The organism is Lewinella sp. W8 (genome assembly GCF_004375085.3).
Classification (GTDB): Bacteria; Bacteroidota; Bacteroidia; order Chitinophagales; family Saprospiraceae; genus Neolewinella.
Map to the genome: position 1 here is coordinate 1 of NZ_SNAQ03000011.1, position 22,667 is coordinate 22,667.

Annotated in this window: 22 protein-coding genes and 1 tRNA gene; 18 read left to right on the forward strand and 5 right to left on the reverse strand. The window is 56.1% G+C overall.

What is annotated here, in order from left to right; translation table 11 throughout:
- The 8 genes from E1J53_RS23980 to E1J53_RS13145 all read left to right on the forward strand — a co-directional run.
- The coding region (locus E1J53_RS23980; protein ID WP_173021474.1) for a collagen-like protein at positions 1-1,815 on the forward strand (1,815 nt) is incomplete at its 5' end.
- On the forward strand, positions 1,815-2,414 hold the full coding sequence (locus E1J53_RS13115; protein ID WP_134272908.1) for a PAS domain-containing protein: 600 nt from the start codon (positions 1,815-1,817) through the stop codon (positions 2,412-2,414). The genes E1J53_RS23980 and E1J53_RS13115, both read left to right, overlap by 1 nt.
- A gap of 37 nt (positions 2,415-2,451) precedes the next feature.
- On the forward strand, positions 2,452-2,820 hold the full coding sequence (locus E1J53_RS13120; RefSeq protein WP_134272909.1) for a hypothetical protein: 369 nt from the start codon (positions 2,452-2,454) through the stop codon (positions 2,818-2,820).
- Between the two features lie 20 nt (positions 2,821-2,840).
- Positions 2,841-4,235 carry an LPD1 domain-containing protein gene (locus E1J53_RS13125; RefSeq protein WP_134272910.1) on the forward strand — a complete coding sequence of 465 codons (1,395 nt, stop codon included), beginning with the start codon at positions 2,841-2,843 and terminating at the stop codon, positions 4,233-4,235.
- A gap of 3 nt (positions 4,236-4,238) precedes the next feature.
- Positions 4,239-5,018: a glycoside hydrolase family 108 protein gene (locus tag E1J53_RS13130; protein ID WP_134272911.1), complete on the forward strand. Its 780-nt coding sequence runs from the start codon at positions 4,239-4,241 to the stop codon at positions 5,016-5,018.
- Positions 5,018-6,301: a hypothetical protein gene (locus E1J53_RS13135; RefSeq protein WP_134272912.1), complete on the forward strand. Its 1,284-nt coding sequence runs from the start codon at positions 5,018-5,020 to the stop codon at positions 6,299-6,301. Before E1J53_RS13130 ends, E1J53_RS13135 begins: the two co-directional genes overlap by 1 nt.
- 61 nt (positions 6,302-6,362) lie before the next feature.
- On the forward strand, positions 6,363-6,764 hold the full coding sequence (locus E1J53_RS13140; RefSeq protein WP_134272913.1) for a hypothetical protein: 402 nt from the start codon (positions 6,363-6,365) through the stop codon (positions 6,762-6,764).
- Positions 6,764-6,910, forward strand: coding sequence for a hypothetical protein (locus E1J53_RS13145; RefSeq protein WP_154640198.1), 147 nt, complete (start codon positions 6,764-6,766; stop codon positions 6,908-6,910). Before E1J53_RS13140 ends, E1J53_RS13145 begins: the two co-directional genes overlap by 1 nt.
- Positions 6,911-6,916: 6 nt before the next feature.
- Here the strand turns inward: E1J53_RS13145 and E1J53_RS13150 are convergent, their stop codons facing one another.
- The 4 genes from E1J53_RS13150 to E1J53_RS13165 all read right to left on the reverse strand — a co-directional run bounded on the left by E1J53_RS13150 (position 6,917) and on the right by E1J53_RS13165 (position 9,857).
- Entirely contained in the window at positions 6,917-7,588 is a 672-nt protein-coding gene (locus E1J53_RS13150; protein ID WP_134272914.1) for an SCO family protein, read from the reverse strand.
- 87 nt (positions 7,589-7,675) lie between these two features.
- Positions 7,676-8,299, reverse strand: a complete 624-nt coding sequence (locus E1J53_RS13155; protein WP_134272915.1) for a hypothetical protein — start codon at positions 8,297-8,299, stop codon at positions 7,676-7,678.
- A 170-nt stretch (positions 8,300-8,469) separates the two neighbouring features.
- Entirely contained in the window at positions 8,470-9,618 is a 1,149-nt protein-coding gene (locus E1J53_RS13160; protein ID WP_368671754.1) for a phage integrase SAM-like domain-containing protein, read from the reverse strand.
- Positions 9,619-9,782: 164 nt separating this feature from the next.
- Positions 9,783-9,857, reverse strand: a tRNA-Val gene (locus tag E1J53_RS13165).
- Positions 9,858-10,232: 375 nt separating this feature from the next.
- On the opposite strand from E1J53_RS13165, the gene E1J53_RS13170 reads away from it, so the two are divergent.
- The 4 genes from E1J53_RS13170 to E1J53_RS13185 all read left to right on the forward strand — a co-directional run bounded on the left by E1J53_RS13170 (position 10,233) and on the right by E1J53_RS13185 (position 15,286).
- Positions 10,233-12,272 carry a hypothetical protein gene (locus E1J53_RS13170; RefSeq protein ID WP_173021475.1) on the forward strand — a complete coding sequence of 680 codons (2,040 nt, stop codon included), beginning with the start codon at positions 10,233-10,235 and terminating at the stop codon, positions 12,270-12,272.
- Positions 12,273-12,341: 69 nt separating this feature from the next.
- Complete coding sequence (locus E1J53_RS13175) at positions 12,342-12,863, forward strand: hypothetical protein (protein ID WP_134272917.1); 522 nt, start codon at positions 12,342-12,344, stop codon at positions 12,861-12,863.
- A 701-nt stretch (positions 12,864-13,564) separates the two neighbouring features.
- Positions 13,565-14,086, forward strand: coding sequence for a YetF domain-containing protein (locus tag E1J53_RS13180; RefSeq protein ID WP_134272918.1), 522 nt, complete (start codon positions 13,565-13,567; stop codon positions 14,084-14,086).
- A gap of 564 nt (positions 14,087-14,650) precedes the next feature.
- On the forward strand, positions 14,651-15,286 hold the full coding sequence (locus tag E1J53_RS13185) for a glutaredoxin domain-containing protein (RefSeq protein ID WP_134272919.1): 636 nt from the start codon (positions 14,651-14,653) through the stop codon (positions 15,284-15,286).
- Positions 15,287-15,759: 473 nt separating this feature from the next.
- Here the strand turns inward: E1J53_RS13185 and E1J53_RS13195 are convergent, their stop codons facing one another.
- Positions 15,760-17,316, reverse strand: coding sequence for a bifunctional response regulator/alkaline phosphatase family protein (locus E1J53_RS13195; protein ID WP_134272921.1), 1,557 nt, complete (start codon positions 17,314-17,316; stop codon positions 15,760-15,762).
- 345 nt (positions 17,317-17,661) lie between these two features.
- Here E1J53_RS13195 and rbfA point away from each other — a divergent pair, with 345 nt between their 5' ends.
- The 6 genes from rbfA (at position 17,662) to E1J53_RS13225 (ending at position 22,323) form a co-directional block, all read left to right on the forward strand.
- Positions 17,662-18,036, forward strand: coding sequence for a 30S ribosome-binding factor RbfA (gene rbfA, locus E1J53_RS13200; RefSeq protein WP_134272922.1), 375 nt, complete (start codon positions 17,662-17,664; stop codon positions 18,034-18,036).
- A gap of 203 nt (positions 18,037-18,239) precedes the next feature.
- Positions 18,240-18,968: a rhomboid family intramembrane serine protease gene (locus E1J53_RS13205; RefSeq protein WP_134272923.1), complete on the forward strand. Its 729-nt coding sequence runs from the start codon at positions 18,240-18,242 to the stop codon at positions 18,966-18,968.
- Positions 18,969-19,097: 129 nt separating this feature from the next.
- Positions 19,098-19,487 carry a hypothetical protein gene (locus tag E1J53_RS13210; RefSeq protein WP_134272924.1) on the forward strand — a complete coding sequence of 130 codons (390 nt, stop codon included), beginning with the start codon at positions 19,098-19,100 and terminating at the stop codon, positions 19,485-19,487.
- Positions 19,488-19,844: 357 nt separating this feature from the next.
- Entirely contained in the window at positions 19,845-20,987 is a 1,143-nt protein-coding gene (gene mqnC / locus E1J53_RS13215; RefSeq protein ID WP_134272925.1) for a cyclic dehypoxanthinyl futalosine synthase, read from the forward strand.
- A gap of 111 nt (positions 20,988-21,098) precedes the next feature.
- Positions 21,099-21,389 carry a YiaA/YiaB family inner membrane protein gene (locus E1J53_RS13220; RefSeq protein ID WP_134272926.1) on the forward strand — a complete coding sequence of 97 codons (291 nt, stop codon included), beginning with the start codon at positions 21,099-21,101 and terminating at the stop codon, positions 21,387-21,389.
- A 127-nt stretch (positions 21,390-21,516) separates the two neighbouring features.
- Complete coding sequence (locus E1J53_RS13225) at positions 21,517-22,323, forward strand: phytanoyl-CoA dioxygenase family protein (protein ID WP_134272927.1); 807 nt, start codon at positions 21,517-21,519, stop codon at positions 22,321-22,323.
- The last annotated feature ends 344 nt before the right edge of the window (positions 22,324-22,667 follow it).

Below are 22,667 nucleotides of genomic sequence, written 5' to 3' on the forward strand. Positions count from 1 at the left end.
GTAGCTACTCAAATCACCATACCAATTGGCCCTCCGGGACAGCAAGGGGAGCCCGGCCCCGCTTCCACAGTTCCCGGCCCTCCGGGACCAGCGGGAGAAGATGGCTTTGGGATTCAGCTGATTGGCAGCGTGGCCGATTCGGCCAGCCTCGATCCCGCCTACACGGGCAACGTGGGCGACGTGTTTGTTGCTGATGATACGCGCAACGGATTTGCCTGGGATGGTTCAGTATGGATCAACGTCGGACAAATCAGGGGAGATGATGGCCTTTCTGCCTATCAAATATGGTTGGCCAATGGCAACGTAGGAACGGAAGCCGACTTCCTGGAAAGCCTGAAGGGAGCCGACGGCGCTCCTGGTCCTCCCGCTCCCCGGGAGAACATGGCAGCTTTACGGGCTAGGAATACGGTCGTAACGGATATCAATGCCTCAACGGTAGATAACCTGATCCCCTGGGAGACTACGGACTTCAGCGACCCGCTCTTTAGCCGCCCGACCGACACCCGCATTCAGGTAGATTCAGCTGGTCTTTACTACGTCTCGGGCGGCATTACGGCCACCAGTACCGTGGGAAATAGCCGGTATAACGGCAGAGTGAAACTCCGAATCAACGGAAGTACCGTGGAGCCCATGCGGTCGGCTACTGGATACATACGCGTGGCTAGTGGTCAGGACGAAACGACCCTTACCTGGAACTACTTTATCAATCTGAATGAAGGGGATTATTTTGAGATACTGGTCGATCAAGAAAACACCATCTCGGCCGTGGTGAACACCCTTCCCGGCGAAAGCTACCTGAACGTAGTGCTACTGGAAAGCCTGGCCCCACAAATCAGCAACGGTCAGGATGGTTTGTCGGCCTACGAAATATGGCTCGATAACGGCAACAGCGGCACGGAAGCTGACTTTCTGAACAGCCTGGTCGGTCCACCCGGAACCAACGGGACGAACGGCACCAATGGCACCGACGGCCGAAACGGAGAGCAGTGGTTTTTGGGTAGCGGAATCCCTTCTGCGGGCCTGGGAGAAGACGGCGATTTATACCTGCAAACTGACGTGACGGCCCCCGGCGACGTCTACGAAAAGCAATCCGGGAACTGGGTGTATCAGTACACGCTGGAACTGAATGGCGTTGGACCCGCTGGCGATGATGGCAATGAATGGACGGTATCAAATTCTGTTCCCTCCGTTGGGGAAACGGTAGGAGATCTGCACCTTCAGACCGCAGATGATTCGCCGGGGGTAGCCGGTGACATTTGGCATTACAACGGAACTACGTGGGTGATTGTCCACAACATTCAGGGAACACCCGGAGCCCAGGGGGAGCGCGGTGCCACCTGGACAATTTCCACGACTTCTCCGGCCTTTGTGGCGAATGTCAATGACCTCCACTTACAGACCGAAGATGATGGTAGCGGAGATAAAGGTGACATCTGGAAATACAACGGAACCGTCTGGCAACCTGCGGGCAACATTGCCGGGCAGGACGCCGTAGCCTGGCCGGAAGGCACGACTTTTGGTACTACCTCCAATACCACCTTCACGGTAGCCTCTGGATCGGTCTACAACCTCAGCAATTCCGGAAGTAGCCAGTTGACGGTCAACTTCAACGGGGTAAACCTGATTGACGGGCAGTCCATCGTGATCAACTGCACCAAGTCCGGCACCGGTAATATTCTGCTGGCCAGCACGGGGGAGGGGATAACCTATGAAGGCAGTACGGCCGCACTCTACACGACTTCCGGAACGAAGACCTTCATTGCCGTCAAGGCTGCCGGACGGCTATACATCACTTCCTCAACCTTCCTGGACTGATGATGAGCCTACCCACCAAGTTTCCCAAACAGATCCTGGACTATATCGCCAAGGGCGGTATCGGGGCCCTGGCCGTGGTTGCCCTGTGGGCATGGCAGTCCTGGAAGGTAGAAAACCGGTTGGACTATCAGTATCAGCTCGAACGGGCCGAGAACCGGGAGGCGGCCTACCTAGAAACGATCGAGAACCAAGCGCGGGAAATCACGGCGCTGCAAAAGGGCTTTTACTTCCTCTCCGCTTCCCGCCGCGAAAGCCCACTGCCGGAATGGGCCAAGGTGCTCACGGGACACTATCAATGGAAGAATGATGCCTTCGATAAGTGGGTGGCCATGCCCGCCGGAGTAAATCCGGATTCGATCCTATTCCGTACGGACCTGGAAATATGGGAGGACAAAGACCTGGCCGAAAGCTATCGGCAAAATGATCTGAAGGTGATCCAACAAAACCGGGTGATTCATTCAGTGGAATATGCCCGCATCGGCGGCGAGATCATCGCCTGGCACTCCTGGAAGTACCCCATCCGCGATGCCACCAACCAGGTGATTGGTGTCGGCGGGGTAGCCGTCCGGGAAGATGCCATCAACGAAATCAAAAACTAAACCACTTCCGGAGCAGTCCGGAACAAATTCAAGTACCATGTCTGATACTACGCAAACCATTGACAAGACCAATAAGGAGGGAGAAATCACGCTGAGCTCCGGCCTGCGCAAATTCCTCAACAAGAAGTTCGCTGAGCTGCATTCTGCGGCCATTGAGTCTACCGACGAGCTGACGCGCTACCTCATCGAGGCCCGCGTCCATCTGCCCAACGTCGGCGGTCTGGCGCTGCCCAAGGGTGTCGGCTTTCACAAGTACATCACCTTCGAGATCACCGAGGAGGAGCCCGGCCTGGGCATCACGGAGGCAGAAGCGATCGCGGTAGCTACCGAGCACGCCGATGAGGAAGTGCCCGGAAATACGGGCGTCGACATCAGCAGCGTATCCACGCTGCCGGCCAGCTGGTAAACCACCCCAAAGCGTAACCGATGAAGTTCCTCCTGCTCCTTTTCAATAACGGTGACCGCATGGCTAACCAGGCCTTGCAAACCTTTGCTACTTCCGGCCACCCGAACGTGGATCGGATTTTCGAGTGCGTCGTCGGTAGCCCCTACGGTTGTCCGATCGATCCGGCTACGCTCAACGTAACCAGCTTTCCCCGTTTGGTGTTCCTGGCCGTCACCGGCCGAAAGGCCAACGGGGAGGCCTGTTACCGCCACGTCCGCGACGTATCGGCCCGGGGATTAAGCCGGGCGCAGATCCTCACCCACTTGGGGCAGCTCTCGCTCCTGCCGCCCATCGTGGACTTCGATTGCTCCAACGGCAATCTACCGGGAGGTGAAGGAGAAGGGGAGCAGTCCTTACTCGGTATGCTTCGCCTACCGCCCTGGCTGTTGATGCTGGGCACGGCCTACGCGGCCAAAAAGGCGCTGGACGCCAAATCCACCCTGGGCCGCGTCGGCTACGGAGCGATCGCGCTCACGGGAGCGACCAAATACTTCAGCCTGCCGCCGGAGGAGCGGCGCCTGCTTCCCTCCTTCGGGGCCATGCCGATACCGGAGGTAGGAAAGACCACCGACTACCGGCCCATCAAACCGGGCAGCCGGGTGGCGGAATACTGGCAGGATAATGCGAGCATTGCCCCGCGAGACTTTACCGGCCGCAAAAAACGGAAGGTGAATTATCGCTACTCCGTCGGCGTGGAGGAGCTGGTCGACCGCTACGGACTGCACAGCATCGAATTCGGTAACTGGGTGCCGCAGGATGAGCGTCAGCAGTTCCTCGTTGGCCTGGACGAATCTTTGGCTGATCTGGCCAAAGTTTTCGGCGTTGCCCAAAATAAGGTCGGATTGGGTCGTGAGCTGGCCATCGCCTACGGTGCCCGGGGACGCGGCGGCCGGGCCCTGGCCACTTACTGGCCGGGCTACGTGCTGATCAACCTGAACCGGGAAAAGGGCATCGGTTCGCTGGCCCACGAATACGGTCACGCCCTGGACTACCGCATGGCCGTCAAGGACCGCGCACCTTCCGGTGGACAAACCACCAGTACCGTTTTGCCCCACATGGGTGAGAAGTCCCCCCGGGGAATGATGGAGCGGGCCCTGGCCGCGCTGATCCTGGATAAGAACGGGGAGACGAGCAACTGGCGGCAAAAGCTCTACGATTACAGCCCCTACTATCAGCAGCGCAACGAAATCTGGGCGCGCACATTCGAGGCCTTCGTGGGCATGGAGCTGCGCAAGAAAAGTCTGCGTAACGATCTGCTGGTCCATCGTGGCTACGGCCACGGTATTTACCCCACCACCGCCATGCTGAAGAAGGCGCGGCCGGCCATCATGGCTTATTGCCGCTACGTGCTCAACGGCAAACGCCCCAAACGATAACCCATGCCCGTATTACTCATCATCCTCGCCCTCGTCCTGCTCATGGCCCTGATCGCCTTTCGGCCCTGGGAAGCACCGCCGGTTTCGGTGGTGGAGGAAGAACCGGAACTGGAGCCCGAAATCGTGGCCGAAGTGCTGGACACCATTACGGTAACGCCCTTACCCGAAATTGAACCACCAAAAGAAATTGTCATGGCCTCCTTTGATGTCGCGTACAACATCGTCGCCCGGCACGAGGGCGGCTATCAGAAGATTGCTACCGATCCGGGCAACTACAATAGTCGCCGGGAGCTGGTGGGCACCAACTGGGGAATTTCTGCACCGGTCTACGAATCCTGGATCGGCCGGCCACCCACGGAAACGGATATGCGGCAGATGTCGCGCTCGGAGGCCCGTCAGATTTTCAAAAAGAATTTTTGGGACCCCATTCAGGGGGACTTCATTCATTCCCAGCAGCTGGCCAACTTTCTTTTTGATGGCCACGTCAACCACGGCCGTACCGGCATCCGGATCATGCAGCGGGTTCTCGGGGTGATCGTCGACGGGGTTTTCGGCCCCGTTAGCTTGATGGCCCTCAACGGTGCGGACCCCAAGGCCGTTTTTGATGCCTACAAGGCCGCCCGCATTCAGTTTTACCACGAGCTGTCTACCCGCCGTCCGGAGATGCGCAACGTCTGGTTGCCGGTCTGGCTCAACCGGATGGCCAGCTTCAATTTCAGACCGGCCAGCGGAACCACTGCAGTGCTCATCGTCGGCCTGATCGTCTACGCAATTACCCGCTGATGATCCTACGACGTAAACCCCGCCAGCTCTACCGCTGCCGTGACGGCACCTTTTCGACGCACAAACGTCGGGGTGCCTGTAACTGGCACGGTGGGCTGAAGACAACCGATCCGGTCAAGCTGGGCAACCGCCGGGGCGGGCAGTCCGCGGATGTGGAGCTGATCCCGCTGCGGGGTATTCACGTCGCCCACCAGTGGTTCCAAAACCGGGCGGCACCTTACTCACTGCGCAGTGTGCAGAACATCGTCGAGGCCGCCCGTAGTGGTAATTTCAAGTGGGCCAACCTGGACGCCATTACCGTATGGCGCAATCCCGCTGATCGCAAACGCTACGTGCTCTCCGGCCACAGCCGGCACGAGGCTTTCCGCCAGCTCTGCGAGGCTGGCATTAAGGTCGATGGGCGCGACTTCTGTGCCATCCCGGCCAAGACCTTCACCGGGAGCCTGGAAGCGGCCAAAAAGCTGGCCCTCGAAAGCAATACCCTGAGCACCAAAGAAACCGACCTGGAGCGGGCGACTTTCTATCGTCGGCAACGGGAAGCAGGCGCGGACCCCGGCACAGCACGAGGGCGCGAGCGCGCGGGTGCCATGCTGAGCCTGGCAAAGCGCCTCGAAGGGCGTAACGCCAATACCATCCTGGCCTTCAGCTTCCTATCGCCCACGGGAAAGACGTGGGCGGCCCTCCAAGCTCTGGCCGATGGCCAGGCCGACAGCCGGACCATCATCAAGGCCGTCGGCCGCTGGATCGGCAATGCTCGCCGCAGAAATCCGCAGTTGACCGACTTTCACGAAAACGAGCTTTACGAGTGGCTGGTCATGCGTAAGGGCTACGGCTCCGGTGCTGGCCAGGTAAACAGCGAGCAAAAGTTCCTCAAACGCCTGGAAAGCATCATCAACCGGCGCACCACCTTCGGCAAGCTGGAAGAATCGCTCAACATCCAGTCGGCCGTCACGCTCTCCCCGGTGGAGCGACAGTACAACCAGCGGCTGGAAGATGCCCGGAAGCAGATCAAGGAGCTGGATAAGGAACTGCAGACCAAGATCAAAAACCTGACCGCCCGGGGCGCTACTGCCGCCGACGTGGCCAGGATCACCGAACCGATCGAGCGCGCCCTGCGGCGTACCCGTATTGAATACCAGGGCCTCGTTTCCTCCTACGATCAGGTACAGGAAGCGGCCCGCAACGAACAGCGGCTTTTTGGCGTAGGAAGCGCCGCCACCGGCCGTACCGGGATCCTCCCGGTACTGGCCCTGGTGGGCGGCATTTACTACCTGACCCGCTAAGAATATGGAGTTGGCTCTCCCCCGGACGATTGCGCATTTATCACCTTCAAATTCATGCGCAATGAATAAGTCTAATCAGTATGGCTACGATGAGGTAGTCGACACCCTCGGCGATAGCATCGAAATCTATCGCAAAATCAAAACGCCCCTCGAGGACGGGCTGCAGTTCACCGACATCCTGGCCCTGTACGACGCCTACCCGCTGGCCATGGAAGTCTTCAATGACCGGAACACCTTCATTCGTCAGTTCCTCGATCTGACGCCAGAAGAAAGCGTCCGGGTACTCGATGAGCTGAGCGCCCGCACCGGCACGCCCCGCGATAAGGTAGAGCAGGTTGCTACGCAGTCCTTCCAGGTGGCCAGCCGGGTCTACCGCCTGGGCAGCTACGTGATCGAGGAAAGCAAGGGTATCTACGCTGATATCCAGCTGATTGGTGGCCTATCCCCCGAAGAAGAGGAGTAATGACCACCGAACAACTTCAGGAGCTGGCGGATCATCTGGACTACGTGGAAATCCACGCGGGGATGATCCGTCAGCACCTGGATGCTGTGGAGAAGTATTTCTCAAGGTGGCTAAAGATATTCTTGGAGTTGGGCGTTAGAATCTAGCCCTAGCTATTTATTTTTATTCAATAATAGCCTAATGTCGTCCATTAAGTAATCAACTTCTTCAGGGATTGTCCCTGTCGCATAGGATCGAACAAAACCTTTCCTGTCAACAAGAACTATATAACCAGAATGATCAAAACCACCTGGTGCATCGGGTTGCTCTAAAGCAATGCTTAAGTAATCAGCAGCTAAATCGTAAACTTCGAATTTGTCTCCATTGACAAAACGCCAGCGGTCCATATTTTCGACCCCCAACTTATTTGCATAATCTTTCATCCTTTCAGGAGTATCTCTTTTGGGATCAACAGTAAATGATACTAATGAAAAGTCTGGATAATCTTTAAATTCTTTTTCAATACGTAGCATTTGATTTTTAACCTGTAAGCAAATTGTTGGACAAGAAGTGAAAAAAAAGTCAACAACATGAACCTTCCCCTTTAAGTCTTGATTACTGATCTTTCGACTTAATTGATCAATAAATTCCCAATCGCGAACAGGTTGAGGTTGGAGTACACCATTCTCATCACGAGGATGGTTGCCAAGGTAAGCTAATGAATCTTTTAAATATTTGCCGTCTTCATCTTGGGCATGACGGCGATAAAACTCAACTTCCTCTTCCTGACAAGCAGGCAGTAAAAGAAAAATTAAGATTATCCCAATTAGGTTGCGTAGCAGCATGAACAATAGAAATTTACCTTTCAGGAATTACACTTCTTTATACATTTTGGTTCTAGAAAGAGGTGTATTTCCTGAAAGGCAATTATTCTACAGACAATTATCTATGGCTTGAGCAGCTGCATAAACATATGCAGCTACGCTATAACAAGGTATCCACGTATCGCCGTACCATATGTCAGAATCAGCACGCTCGCAATTTGCGTAATGAAACAATACTGTATGGTTGTAGATGCACAGGATGTCCTGGATAATTCCACCAGTCGGCGCTGCGTTTATTACGGTGGTAGTCCCATTGACAGGGTCTATTTCAATTACTGGAACCTGTCCATAATCACCGGCCATTATATACACCAGATCCGATGTGTGATCATGTTTTGCTCGGGTAACTGAACTTGTAGTGGAACCATCTAAGACCACTGACACAATTTCTTCCTCATTGTTTGGCTGAATTCCTGTAGAGAAAGAAACGTAGGTTTTAGTACCTCCCTGTTTACCAGAGAAATTAACCCTTTCTACTTCTGTAAGGTTACTGGTATTTATGCCTGTGAGTAGATTATTCCCAGATATTGAAGTAAGAATTGCCTGGGAATTCGCACTTTTCAACTCGGAGGAGGGAGTGGCGGTAGGAGAAACAGGTTCAAAGCTTTCCTCAGTATCACAGGAGAAAGTGAGAAAAAACAATAGGGTGTAAAGGAATATACGGAAATTCATCTAAGATGATTTAAGGGTTATGAGTCTACAAGCGTAGTCTCGAAAGATGTTTTGTAATTTGATTAACTAATCTTCGGCTCCGAACAGTCCCTGCTCCGGAGGGTTTAACATTTTCAGCAGAATTTTTTTTGTCTAAGGGGGGCCATAAAACTAGAATTGAAATTTTATCGCTATTGAAAAAAATCCCTTTTAGCACTTAGCTCAGCCAGCCTGATCCCGCCGGCAAGTAGATACTGCTTTAAAGTCGCCTCATACTTCCACCCTCCGAGTTGCATAATTTCGCTTAGGGGCACTCCCGCAAGGTGAAGATTGGTAGCGGCGCTCCGGCGCGCTGTATGGGTCGTCACCAGGGCAGATTTTGGCAGGTGCCCTTCACCGGGCTTACTCATATCCTGATTAATTCCCGCCATAGCCGACAGCACCTTTAGTTTTCGGTTGGCCTCCTGGTTAGTGTCTCCGCTGAGGTCGTAGTCGTTGCGCTTAATGATTTCCAGGGCAACGGGCTTAATTGGTACGATTGAAGTCGTCCCGGTCTTAACTGCAGTATTTTGATAATACGCGGTTCCGTCGTGGTTAATGATGGAGCCCCTGTTGATCAAAACGGAGTCGCTGTACCGCAGCACCAGGTAGTAGCTGACCAGAAAGCGGTCCCGCTCTCTGGCAAGCCCAGGGCGGCCCTTCAGGTTAAGCCTGGCCAGGGATTCGATTTCATCCGGAGTAAGGTAAATTTTGTTAGCCGGCCTTACTTTCTCGGCTACAAAAGACTTGGTTTGAAAGGCTCGATTTTCGTGTAACCCTCGATCCAACCCCAGGTGCATGAACTTCTTCAGCACCTTGATCACTCCCCCAACACCGGCACGACCGCAACCATTTTCCCGGAGGTGCTGGGTGAAGGCATCGTAAAAGGTAAGATCAATGTCCTCGAAAGAGATATCGTTGAGCCCCTTACTGACTGCATACCGGTTCAGATGGTTCCGTAGCGTGATGAACTTTTTCCAGGTGCCCGGGCGCAGGTCTTCGCGCCCTGCTTTGCAGTCCTCGATGTAGCGGTTGATAAGTTCGATAAGGGAGCTATTGGATCCAATCAACTTCCCTTTTTCTTCGTTGACGAGTTTAGCGAGCGCTGCGTTAATCTTATTGGCCAGCGGTACGCTGGTCTTCATTTTTCCGGCACGAGAATCCCACTCACTGGGCTTGCAATAAAAGGGAGTTTTCTTCCATCGCTTCGTCTTACCCGACTGGATGTAAATTTTGATATTGCAGCTCCCGTCTTTGCGGGGCTTGTACTTCCAAAGTTGGGCGCGGACGGTCAAGGTCAAACGGTGTTTTGCGGGTCAAACATAATTCAAACAAGGGTGTCACTAAGGTACAATAAGCGCAAATAAAACGCAAATTGTTTTAAATTTAGACCGCAAAAGAAAAGCCCCAACCCAGATAGTTACTGGATTGGGGCCATTCTAGCCAACAAATGTTGAAAATAGTGTGGGCAGTGAGGGACTCGAACCCCCGACCCCCTCGGTGTAAACGAGGTGCTCTAAACCAACTGAGCTAACCGCCCTTCGTTTAAGGGACCGCAAAGATAGTAACGCCGCTTTCAATTTTGCAAGTTGCGCTGAGAAAAAATTTATTTGACGGGGAGGGTGGGAAGGGAGGGGGGATAGCGGCCTCGGTCGAGGTAAGGAAGAGTAGTGGGCGGTTGAGCCGGCGAGCAAAACGGATGGGGGAGGAGCACCCGCCACCGGATTTCCAACACCTTTTTTCCCGCCCGCCGATCGGGGAGGGCAAGAAGTTACGTCGTCGGGACAAAAGTCAGGGCCGAAACGTTCTACCTTCAGCCGCTCAAAAAAGTAAGAGATTCATGCGCTCCTCCAGATTATCCACTGCCATACCGATTTCTCGGCACCTGCGTCCACGCCAAAAGGTCGGGACTTTCGTGCTCAGTCGATTTTTTATTGCCCGTAACTTCATCTGCCTCACTGCGGCACTGCTCCTCCTGCTGGCGGTGCAGCCCCTGACGGCACAGGACACCATCTCCTTCGGGGGCGTGTATGAGCTGCCGGAAGCGGAAGTCCGGGCCACCTACGTGCCCGTCAGTCCCCTGGCGCAGCGCTTTACGGTGGAGGAGGTCTACCGCCTCCCCGGCACTTTCTACGACCCCGCGCGCCTCGTGGCGCTGCTGCCCGGCGTGGTGCAGACCAACGACCAGGCCAACCACCTCAGCGTGCGCGGTAACACCCCCAACGCCAACCTGTGGCGGATCAACGGACTGGCCATCGCCAACCCCAACCACACCAGCAACGCCGGCACCATCGGCGACACGCCCACCTTCAACGGCGGGGGCGTCAACGCCATCAGCGCCCAAATGCTGGAGGCCGGTAATTTCTACGCCGGCGGACTCCCCGTGGAATACAGCGCCGCCCCGGGCGGCACCTTCGACCTTCGCCTGCGCCCGGGCAACAAGGACCGCATGCGCTACCAGGCCCAGCTGGGCTTCATCGGCCTTGACCTGGCCGCCGAAGGCCCCATCGGAAAGGGCGGACGGACGAGCTTCCTGGCCAACGGCCGCTACAGCTTCACCGGACTGCTGGCCGACATGGGGGTAGATTTCGGCGGCGAAGAAATCCGCTTCGGGGACCTCAACTTCCACCTCCACCACAAAACCGACCGGGGCTCCATCAGCTTCTTCAGCATCCTGGGCTCCAGCAGCAACATTTTCCGCCAGCCGGAAGACGAGCCGCTGGAAAGCGAGAAGGGCCTCTACGACATCGACTTCACGGGCAGTAACGTCATCAACGGCCTGCAATTCACCCACCAACTGGGCGACCGCTGGACGGTAACGGGCGGTGCCGCCCTCTCCGACATCGTGGGCGAGCGGCTGGTGACCGGTCAGGGGCCGGGAAATCCTCAAGACGTCCGGCTGGAATTCTTCCAGAGCGACCTCCAGCTGAAGGCCAGCTACGCCCTCAACGGGGAGGCCGCCCTGACGTTTGGCCTCAACCGCCTGGCGCAGGAAGTCAGTCGGAAATCCACGGCCTCCTACGCCTTCTTCGGCGGTTACCGCCTGCGGAGTGCGGCAACGGAGGTGGAGGCCGGTCTACGGCTGAGTTCGATCTCCTTCGAGAACGTGCGGCTGGCGGACGACTGGACGAATATTCTGTTCGAGCCCCGCTTCAGCATCAAGCGAAATCTGGGTAACCGCTACGTGCAGGCCATCCTGGAGGGTACGGTGGCGGCGCCCATTTTCACCCACCTCGTGGACGGCGAAGCCAACGCCCCCACCACCTGGCAACTGGCCCTGGGATACGGCTACCCGCTCCTGGGGGCTACGGTCTCGACGACGGGGTTCGTACAGTACACGCCCAACGAAAATTCCGCCGAGGGCACCATGGTGGCCAGTAACCTGCTGGAGTACACCAGCTTCACCTTTACGAACAGCCAGGAGATTGCCACGCTGCGCTACGGGGTGGAGGTCGAGGCGGCCGGTGGCCGCCTGACCCGCGGCCTCTACTACCGGGCCAACGCCAGCGTATTCCGCTCGCTGTTTGACCGCAACCGCACCGGCATGGTGGAAGGTCGCTTCGACCTGGGCTTCACCGGCAACCTCACCCTTGGCCGCGAATGGCGGGGCACCAACCGCAAGGAAGAGGAGCGGGCCCTGGGACTCAACCTCGCCGTCACCGCCCACGGCGGCGAACGCTTCGCCGCCCTCACCACCGATGCTTCTTACTTCCGAGGTACCTCCCTGGCCGGCCCCTTCATCAACGACGGATCGGTCTACCTGCGCCCGGACCTGCGCCTCTACAAGCGCGTGGAGGGCAAGCGGGCCACGACCACCCTGGCGCTCGACATCCAGAATGTCGCCAACATCGAGAACGACGGTTTTGCCTACTACGATTCGGTGCTGGAAACCTTCGACAACCGCTTCCAGCTCGGCATGATCCCCGTGCTCAGCTACCGCATCGTGTGGCGATAAAATTTACCGCCTGGTGAATACGCTACTTTTGAAAAAGCGTATTTTTGCGGCCACAAAACCAACAAACAGATGCGTTTATTATCTCTTTTTCTGATCTTCTGCCTTGGTCTGTTCACCGCCTGCGGCGGAGAAAACACCGCCGCCGTGGAGGAAGCCGCCGTGGAAGCCGCGCAGGCCGCCCAGCAGGAGGCACACGACCTCATGATGGAGGGCCACGACCGCGCCATGGGCATGATGGGTAAAATCACGGCCGCCCAGAAGGCGCTACAGGAGCAGATCGATACCGAGGGCATCGAGGCCTCCCGCAAGGACCTCCTCACGGCCGCCTACGAGCAACTCGAAGACGCTCACGATGGCATGATGACCTGGATGGGCGAAATCAAGCCCCTCGACGAACTCCGCGCCAGCATGAACAACGAGGCCATCATCACCTACCTGAAGGAAGAAACGGCCGACATCGCCAAAGTGGAGTCTGACATCATGTCCGCCATCGCCAAAGCCAACGAACTGCTCGGCGTCGCCGATCACGACCACGGTGACGGCGCCGACCATGACCACGATCATGGCGACGGACACGACCACAAGCACTAAGCACCCTTAGGGTTTTTAGTCCAAAAAACGGGCGGCTCTTCTGCGGAAGGGTCGCCCGTTTGTGTTTTCAGGAGGTAGCCGGCCGTAACGCGCGGTACGAGGGGGGGAGTCTCCCGACCGGGGCAGTTTCTGGTGGTACTAAGTAGGGTAAACACGCCTGGCGACACCCTCGAGAACCGCTGGAGTAGCCGGTCCTCGGAGCCGTCTATAGAGGGCCGCAGGCCCGAAATGCTGCTCCGAGGTCTCGGCGGCAGGGACGAGCCGACTCAAACCATAAGAAGTAAGCTAATCAATCGCGATTTCTCATAATCGCGGTCGTTTCCAGGGATACTCCGTAGGCGGCAAGACACAGGTACACTACTTACCAAAAATGCTATTCGTCTGACGAACTTATGTCCGACTGCGTCAGGACATAAGGATTCGTCGGACGACCGACCTGGGTTGTATTCGCGCCAGGGAGCCCGACCGGACCATCTGGCGACACCCCGGAGGAACTTCGCTGCGCGAAGATGCCTCCGAGGAGCGCTGGAGTGCCGGGCACGACCAACTAAAAAGGTTTTCTCCTCCAAGAATCGGTGTTTTTGGGAGCTCACTCGGCCGACGAGCCAGTTCCTGCGTCACGTCTCGGCGGACGAGTTCGTCCGATAACTGCTCCCCAAAGAACATTTCACCTCGGCCGGTGCTGTAAAGAGAAAAGCTCCGTGGAAAACTGGTTGTATACCTCACTCCCCGTCCTGACGAAAACCTTGGCCTCCTCCGTGGTCATCCTGACGCTGATGATCATCGTTGTGCGCATCTTTGGCCTGCGGACCTTCGCGAAAATGTCCAGCATCGATTTTGCTTCCACGATCGCCATCGGCACCATTCTGGCGAGCGTGGTCATGAACGGGGACCAATCCCTCCTCAAGGGAGCGGTGGCGATGGTGGCCGTCATCGGGTTTCAGCAGTTGTTCTCCCGATTGAAACGGTTCTCTGACCGTTTTGAATCCGCCGTGGAAAACCAGCCACTTCTGCTCATGGAGGGTCCGGACATCCTGTACGACAATCTGGCCGCCGGGAACGTCACCGAGGCCGATTTGATGGCCAAACTCCGGGAGGCCAACGTCATCGCCTTCACGGAAGTGAAGGCCGTAGTGCTGGAAACCACCGGAGATATCTCCGTCCTCCACGGAGACGGCCAGACCGAAGTAGACGCCCGTTTGCTGGATAATGTTCGCCGCTGAAGCGTGCTGAAGTAGCCGGTCCTCGGAGCCGTCTTTACCGGGCCGTAGGCCCGAACTGCTGCTTCTAGGTCTCGGCGCCGGGGACGAACTGGTCCTATGGTACTTAGAAAGCCAATAAGCTACAATTTCGGGGAAATCGCGATCGTATCCGAGGATGCTCCGTAGGCGGCAAAACACAAGTGCAATACTTACCCAAAATGTTATTCGTCAGACGAACTTATGTCCGACTGCGTCAGGACATAAGGATTCGTCGGACGACCGACCAGGGTTGTATTCGAACCAAGGCCCCCTCCCTACGGAAGGGTCGCCCGCCTCGCTTTTACCGTACACGAAGTGGATTACCTTCGGATTAACGGGGCTGAGGACCTCTGCAGTTCTACAAAGTTGCAACTCGCCACTCCTCTAATGGGTCAAGAAAAGCCGGCAGGTTACCGGAACTTTGAACAGTGAGACTTTTTCTTTTAGCAAAAATAGTCTAGTCTTAGGTGGAGATAGTTGGCAACTTCACCCTTAAATTAGTGGAATTTTTTAAGCTTCTTAGATTCGCTTATACAATAACGCGTTATGAAAACATTATCCTACTTTTTCGCCCTATTCATCGGAATACTCCCTTTGTCAGCAATTGCTCAAAAGTACCCAATACAGATTTTTGAAGAAAAAGAAGAGCACAAGGTTACCCTCAAGGCTAGCAACACTTTAGAACAAACAATCCGCCTGACCCTGGACCTGACTTCAGAGGGTTTGGGGATAGAGAAAAATAAAACCTTCACTCAAGAGATTTCGGCAAAGGAAACGGTTACTCTCATTGTGCTAGAGCCACAGCCCAACAAAAAATGGAGCTACAAATACAGTTCTAGTTACCAGATACTACCTGATCCCAGCCAGTCGCCAGCGGTCAATACAGGAGGAAATCCTCTTGTCCTACCCGACCATAAAGGCATTATTGTGTACACCAAAAAAGGCTGTGGCCGCTGTGATTTCACTGCGGCTCAGTTAGAAAAAAACAAAATTGCTTTTCAAGACAAACCCATTGAAAACGAAACCTACCTGCAAGAAATGCACCAGTATCTATTCGCTAGTGGTTTTCCTGGAGGCAGATTCTCTACTCCCGCCATCATCGTAGATGGCACCATTTACTACAGTATAGATGATCTACCTGGGTTTGTTGCTAATCTTATTGAAACGGCTAAAAAAGAATAGCCGAAGAACAGTGACTGGGTGCCCTTATTTACTAAATCATCAATCAGTACCCCGATGTAGGCATCACTACGGCGCAACACTAGTGGTGCCCGCTCGTTGACCGACTGATGGGCGATGATACCCGCCACGCCGGGGACGAACTGGTCCTATGGTACTTAGAAAGCCAATAAGCTACAATTTCGGGGAAATCGCGATCGTATCCGAGGATGCTCCGTAGGCGGCAAAACACAAGTGCAATACTTACCCAAAATGTTATTCGTCAGACGAACTTATGTCCGACTGCGTCAGGACATAAGGATTTGCTGCGCAGTACTTCGTGCACGTCGGACGACCGACCTGGGTTGTATTCGCGCCAGGAAGCCCGACCGGACCATCTGGCGACACCCCGGAGGAACTTCGCTGCGCGAAGATGCCTCCGAGGAGCGCCGAATCCTTCGTCCTAAATCCTCAGGCCTAAATCCTCAAGCCCCTCCCTACCGGCTCACCAACCGAATCACCGGACAGACGATCTCCTCCAGGCTGATGCCGCCGTGCTGGAAGGTATCCCGGTAGTAGTTGTTGTAGTAGTTGTAGTTGTTGGGGTAGAGGAAGAACTTATCCTCCTTGGCAAAAATGAAGGTGGAGCTGATGTTGGGGCGGGGGAGTTTGGCCTTCTGGGGGTCCCGTACTTCCAGGACGTCCCGCTCCTCGTAGTTCAGGTTGCGGCCTAGCTTGTAGCGTAGGTTGGTGCTGGTGTCGCGGTCGCCGACGACCCGGCTGGGGGTGTTCACCCGGATGGTGCCGTGGTCGGTGGTCACAATCAGCTGTACGTCGCGCTCGGCCAGCTTGCGCAGGGTGGCCCACAGCGGACTGTTCTCGAACCAGCTTCGGGTCAGGCTGCGGTAGGCCTTTTCGTCGCCGGCCAGTTCCTTGAGCACCTCCATCTCCGTACGGGCGTGGCTCAGCATGTCGATGAAGTTGTAGACGATGACGCTGAAGTCGTTGTTGAGGAAGTCCAGCGCGCGGTCCTGCATCTGCCGGGCGAAGTTGGTGCGGGTCACCTTGGTGTAGTCCCACTTGATGTCGCCGCGGCGCAGGATGCGTTCGATCTGGGTGCCGAGCAGGTCGGCCTCGTGGTTGTTCTTGCCGCCTTCGTCGGTGTCGTTTTTCCACCAGTCTTTGTAGTGCCGGGCGATTTCGCTCGGCATCATGCCGGCAAAGATGGCGTTGCGGCTGTACTGGGTGGCCGTGGGCAGGATGCTGTAGAAGTAGTCCTCCTCCTCCACGCGGTAGAGTTCCGACAGCAGGGGCTCGATGACCTTCCACTGGTCGTAGCGCATATTGTCCAGCAGCACCATCACGGTGGGCCGTTCCGTACTCAGGTGGGGGAAGATTTTTTCCCGCATCAGGTTGTGGGACATCACCGGGGCGTCTTTTCCGTCGACCCAGTCGAGGTAATTACGCTCGATGTACTTGCTGAATTCCGCGTTGGCTTCCCGCTTCTGCATGGCCAGAATCTCGCTCATCTCGTCGCCCTGGCTCTCGTCCAGTTTCAGCTCCCAGTTGATGATCTTCTTGTACACATCCACCCACTCTTCCTTGTTCAGGCCGCTGTTGATCTGCATGAGCAGCTGCCGGAATTCCCGCTGGTAGTCACTGTTGTTCTTCTCGCTCACCAGGCGCTTTTCGTCGACGATCTTCTTCATCGTCAGCAGAATCTGCATCGGGTTGACGGGTTTGATGAGGTAGTCGGTGATCTGGCTACCGATGGCCTCCTCCATGACGTCCTCCGCCTCGTTTTTCGTGATCATCACCACGGGAATGCCGGGTTTGATGTCCTTGATCCGGCTCAGGGTTTCCAGGCCGGTGAGGCCGGGCATGCTCTCGTCCAGAAAGACCACGTCAATGTTGTTGTTCTCCCCGATTTCCTCCAGCGCGTCGTGGCCGTTGGTGACCGTAATGACCTCGTAACCCTTTTTATTGAGGAACATCAGTTGGGGCTTGAACAGATCGATTTCGTCGTCGGCCCAGAGAATGGTGATTTGGTCCATGGAGAATGCGGGGTTTAATGGTTGCGGGGAAGTGGGAAAGATACTACCCGAATGCATACGTTAAAAGGCAAATAATAGTTCGAGGGCGACGGCGCGCGGGTGCCGTGTTATTTGGTTATGCAGAGACAGGCATGCAGCAGAGACAAGGCATGCCTTGTCTCTACCGCACCCGATGACACAGCACCTGCGCAACGACGCCCTATTTAACCACCTCAATCCGCCAAATAGTCTTTTCTTTAGGGAGAAAGTGACTTTAGGCCTCCGGGTGCAACCTGCGGCGGGGCTACTGCGTTTCTACCCCATCCGGATGCGGATAGTATTGTTTACCCCTAAATATGACGAGCCATGGAATCCAAAAGACAGCGACAGGTAGCCGAGATGATCAAGCGCAATTTCAGCCTCGTCTTGCAGCAGGAAGGTTCGTACATCTACGGTCCCGAACCCCTGGTGACCGTGACCGAAGTGCACCCCACCCCCGATCTGAGCCAGGCCAAGATCTACCTCAGCATCTGGAATACCGACAACAAGCAGGCCGTGCTGCTGCAGATGGAAGAGGAACACCAGCGCCTGAAGTCTTCCCTGGCCTACCGCCTCAAGCGGCACATCCGCCGTATTCCCGCCATCAGCTTCTACATCGACGAAACCCTGGACGAAATGCACCGGGTTGACAACCTCTTCGACCGCCTCTACCGTGAGGATCAGATGCCGAACGAGGAGTAGCGTCTTAGTCTTTTGGTCCGTTAGTCTTTTAGTACTGTAGTTAGTGATCTTGGCTGGCTGATGGTGGCTTTTTGCCGACGAAGTGCCGTTCTGATGATGGGGTTTAAGCCCATAATTCAGTCGGCTTTTCTCCGGTGGTGGTCGATTGGCCACAACCTAATGCGCGCCAAAGCGTATTTTAGGGACCGACCAAATCGCTTTCCATGATCAGCAAACGCAACCTCAAAAACGTCGTCGTTTGGCCCCTGGCCATGCTAGCGATCATCTGGGCCATTTCCATCATCAACTTCACCGTGATGGGCGGGCAGTGGTCCTACTGGTATTCTCTACACCCACGGGAACTATCTGGGGTTTTCGGCATCTTCCTTTCGCCCCTTTTCCACGGCGACTGGGCCCACCTGCTGAGTAATTCCTTTCCTTTCCTGACGCTTTCCGGACTGCTGGTCTTCTTCTATCCGCGGCTGTGGCCGCGGGTCCTGAGCACCCTCTGGATCGGTACGGGTACCCTCGTCTGGCTGCTGGGCCGGGATGTTTATCACATCGGTGCCAGCGGCGTCGTCTACGCCCTGGCCGCCTTCCTGGCCTTCTCCGGCATTTTCCGCCGCGACTTCCGGGCGGTGGTCGTCTCTCTGGTCGTGCTGTTTTACTACGGCGGCATGGTGGTAGGCATCCTGCCGGGGCAGGAGGGCATCAGTTGGGAAAGCCACCTACTGGGCCTCGTCATGGGCGCCTTCGGCGGCTGGCTCTTCCGCGGTCAGCTGGAAGACCACGAAATCGAAACCAAGCGCCGGAACGCGGCGCGCCACCAACCCCGCGAAAAGGAACAGTTCCTCGATCCCGACACCTTCTCCAAAACCCGCCAGGAACGCCAACAGGAAGCCTTCTGGGAAAGGATGCGGAAGGTGAGTGAGCGGGAGAAGCTGGATCGTTAGGGTTCAGGATTTAGGTTTTAGGATCAAGGGTTTAAGAGGCTAAGGAGAAGGCTGAGACCTAGAGAGCCGGAGGCTTGCCCGCCGGGATTTCAAGGCGGGGCCTCGCGATCACGGCCAAACCCAACACCAATGAATTCAAAACTCATCCTGCGCTACCTCCATTTTGGATACTTCCTGTTGCTGTTGTCCGTGCCGATTTCCGCCACTTTCGTGGCCGATGCAACGCACAAGGAGTGGAGCAATCAGTACGTCTGGAATTTCTTTGACTACGCGACGGTCTTCCTGCCCTGCATGCTAATTTGGGTGGTTGTTCCCTCGCTCACGGGTAAAGTTGTCCGAAGAATGCTGATGATCCTTTCGTGTATGCTCGCCGGGGCGGCCACAGCATTTTTCGTCACGATGATGGTGTTTCCCCTCCCGATTAGAAACTGGGACCCCAAGCTGGGCTTCTACCTGATTCCGGGTCTCTTCCTCCTGACCATTTGGCTCACCGTCAAGAATTGGCGGGTGGAAAACTAGGGCCCTGGAAGAGTCCTCCTACTAAAGCGATGTCCTGGCTCGTTCTGCGAACGGGCCAGGACATCGCGGACATCGCCTTTCCCTTGACAAACCTCCTCAATCACAAACGCAAGCCTTCTAAATTCCAAAACATAAATCCCGAAAACGGGAAAAGGTGAACCCTTAGAATGCAGAAAACCCAGGGCCCCGGAGGGGTCCTCCTCCACGAGCGAGGCCTGCAGTCCGTTCGCAGAACGGCCAGGGCCTCGCGAGCACGGCCAAACGGCCTCACCACCAAAAACTTTCATTTTTTACTGAAAGTACACAACCCCACCACCCCCTACGCGTTTTCCCCATACCACTACGCAAGTATTAACTATGAATGTAGCCGATCTCCTCGAAAAGGGCCTCAACAAAGAATGGCTTACGGCCGAAGAAGGGGTGTTCCTCCTGGAAAACGCCGATACGGCGGACCTTATGTACGTGGCCAATCAGCTCCGCTTTCAGGCGGTGCCGGCTAAGGACGTGACCTGGATCATCGACCGGAACTCAAACACCACCAACGTCTGCATCGCCAACTGCAAGTTCTGCAACTTCTACCGCCGTCCGGGGCACGAGGAAAGCTACATCACCACCATCGAAGAGTACAAGCAGAAGATTGAAGAGACCTTTGCCTTCGGCGGCGAACAGCTGTTGCTGCAGGGCGGGCACCACCCCGATCTGGGCCTCGACTACTACTGCAAACTCTTCCGCGAGCTCAAGGAACTCTACCCCAACCTGAAGCTGCACGCCCTCGGGCCGCCGGAAATTGCCCACGTCGCGAAGCTGGAGGGCATGAGTCACTACGACGTCCTCAAGGCCCTCCACGAAGCGGGCCTCGACAGCCTGCCCGGTGCGGGAGCCGAGATCCTTAGTGACCGCGTCCGGCGTCTGATCAGCAAGGGTAAGTGTGGTGGAGAAGAGTGGCTGGACGTCATGCGCGCCGCCCACCAACTCAACATCACCACCAGCGCCACCATGATGTTTGGCCACATCGAAACGAACTGGGAACGGATGGATCACCTGGTGCGCCTGCGGCAGGTACAGAGCGAAAAGCCCGCCGACGCCAAGGGCTTCCTGGCCTTCATCCCCTGGCCCTTCCAGGACGAAGACACCATCCTGAAGAAGATCAAACGCGCTCGCAACACCGTCACCGGAGACGAATACATCCGCATGATCGCTCTGAGCCGGATCATGCTCCCCAATGTCGTCAACATCCAGGCCAGCTGGCTGACGGTCGGTAAGCAGGTCGCCCAGATATGCCTGCACGCCGGGGCGAACGACTTCGGCTCCATCATGATCGAAGAGAACGTGGTCTCCGCCGCCGGCGCCCGCTGGCGGTTTACCGCCGACGGCATCCAGGAGGCCATCCGCGAGGCGGGCTTCCGTCCGCAACTGCGTACCCAGCAGTACGAATACCGCGACCTCCCGGAAAACATCCGCCAGCAGGAACTGGACCGGGAAACGATGATCGTGGACTAAGCCCAGCGAAATTTCGCTAGAATTGGTCTATTCGCTCCTGTTCTTAATCGAAGGAATCGCCGTTTTAACGTTTGCTGGTCGGAGGTTTGCGCCCAACCAAACCCAACGACTATGTCGCATTCCATCATTGACCACACCAACAGCAAGTCATTCTACAGCATGGCCTGGATCGCCTTCGTCCTGGCCACCCTGGGCACCATGGTGGGCATCGTCCTGCTGCCGGCAACGCTGGCCATCAAGGGCTTCCTGGCCATGGGCTTCCTCTTCACGGTAAGCTCCTGCTTCACCCTCGCCAAGGTTGTCCGCGACCGCCACGAGTCTGAGCGCCTCTACAATAAGGTGGAACGAGCCAAGACGGAGAAGTTCCTGAGCGAGACCGAAAACCCCGGAGGAATGCTCTAAGTAAGGGCGCAAGCGCAGGTGCCGTGTCTTTGGGTAAGGGATTGAATGATCGAAGGAATGAGGGAATGAATTTCCCTTCCACTATTCCATCCTTCATTCCCTCCATCCTTCAGTCATTACCTCTGCTATGGACCTTTCCCTCCTCGACCATCCCTATCCGCTCACCGAAGAGCAGATTCGCTTCTACCGGGAACACCGCTACATCAAGCTCAAACAAGTGCTGGACGAGGAGACCCTGGCCCACTTCAACGCGGTCATCACCGAGCGGGTCCACCAAATGCGCACCGACGATATCCCCCTGGCGGATCGGGATACCTACGGCAAAGCTTTCCTCCAGCTGATGAACCTCTGGCGGGAAGACGAGGAAGTCAAAAAGCTGGTGTTTTCACGCCGGATCGCCGGCATTGCCGCCGGCCTGATGGAAACGGAGGGTGTTCGTTTATACCACGATCAGGCCCTGTTCAAAGAAGCCGGGGGCGGTATTACCCCCTGGCACGCCGACCAGTACTACTGGCCCCTGACCACCGACAAGACCATCACCGCCTGGATTCCACTCCAGGCCACCCCGCTCGAGATGGGCCCCCTGGAATTCAGTGCGGGCAGCCACCGGATCGAAGAGGGCCGGGAGCTGGCCATCGGCGACGAGAGCGAGGCCATCCTGACCAAAAAGCTGCGGGTAACCGACTTCCCCCACGTCATCGAACCTTTTGACGCCGGAGAAATCAGCTTTCACTCCGGCTGGGTGTTCCACCGGGCTGGCGCCAACGTGACCGACCGCATCCGCAAGGTCATGACGGTGATCTACATGGACCGGTCCATGCAACTCAAAGCCCCCGAAAACGACAACCAGCAAAAGGATTGGGAAACCTGGTGCCCCGGTGCCGTAGTGGGGGAGGAGATTGACACGCCGCTCAATCCCGTACTCTACCCCTAACGCGAAGCGGAGGCCCGTTTTGACAATCAAAGGGCAGGTATTTCACGACCTTGAAGTGTGCCGTCCTGACGTAGTCAAACGATTCTTTTGAGGGTTGTACCGGTCACCATAACCACCCTAATATTCAACCCGGGCGGAACGGAAAATCCTTTGAGCGATAGAACCCAAATGGCGCTATTTCCAAACGAGATTGCCAGCCTACTCCGAAGGAAGTAGGTTTGGTTGCCTTTCGGCGAAAGTCAACTCCATTTTTGGGAGCGGCATTTGTCGTTGGCAAACACCAGACCATCCCTAATTTTCGTCCCGGGCACAACGGACCAGCGGTTGCGGACGTTAGGTCCACA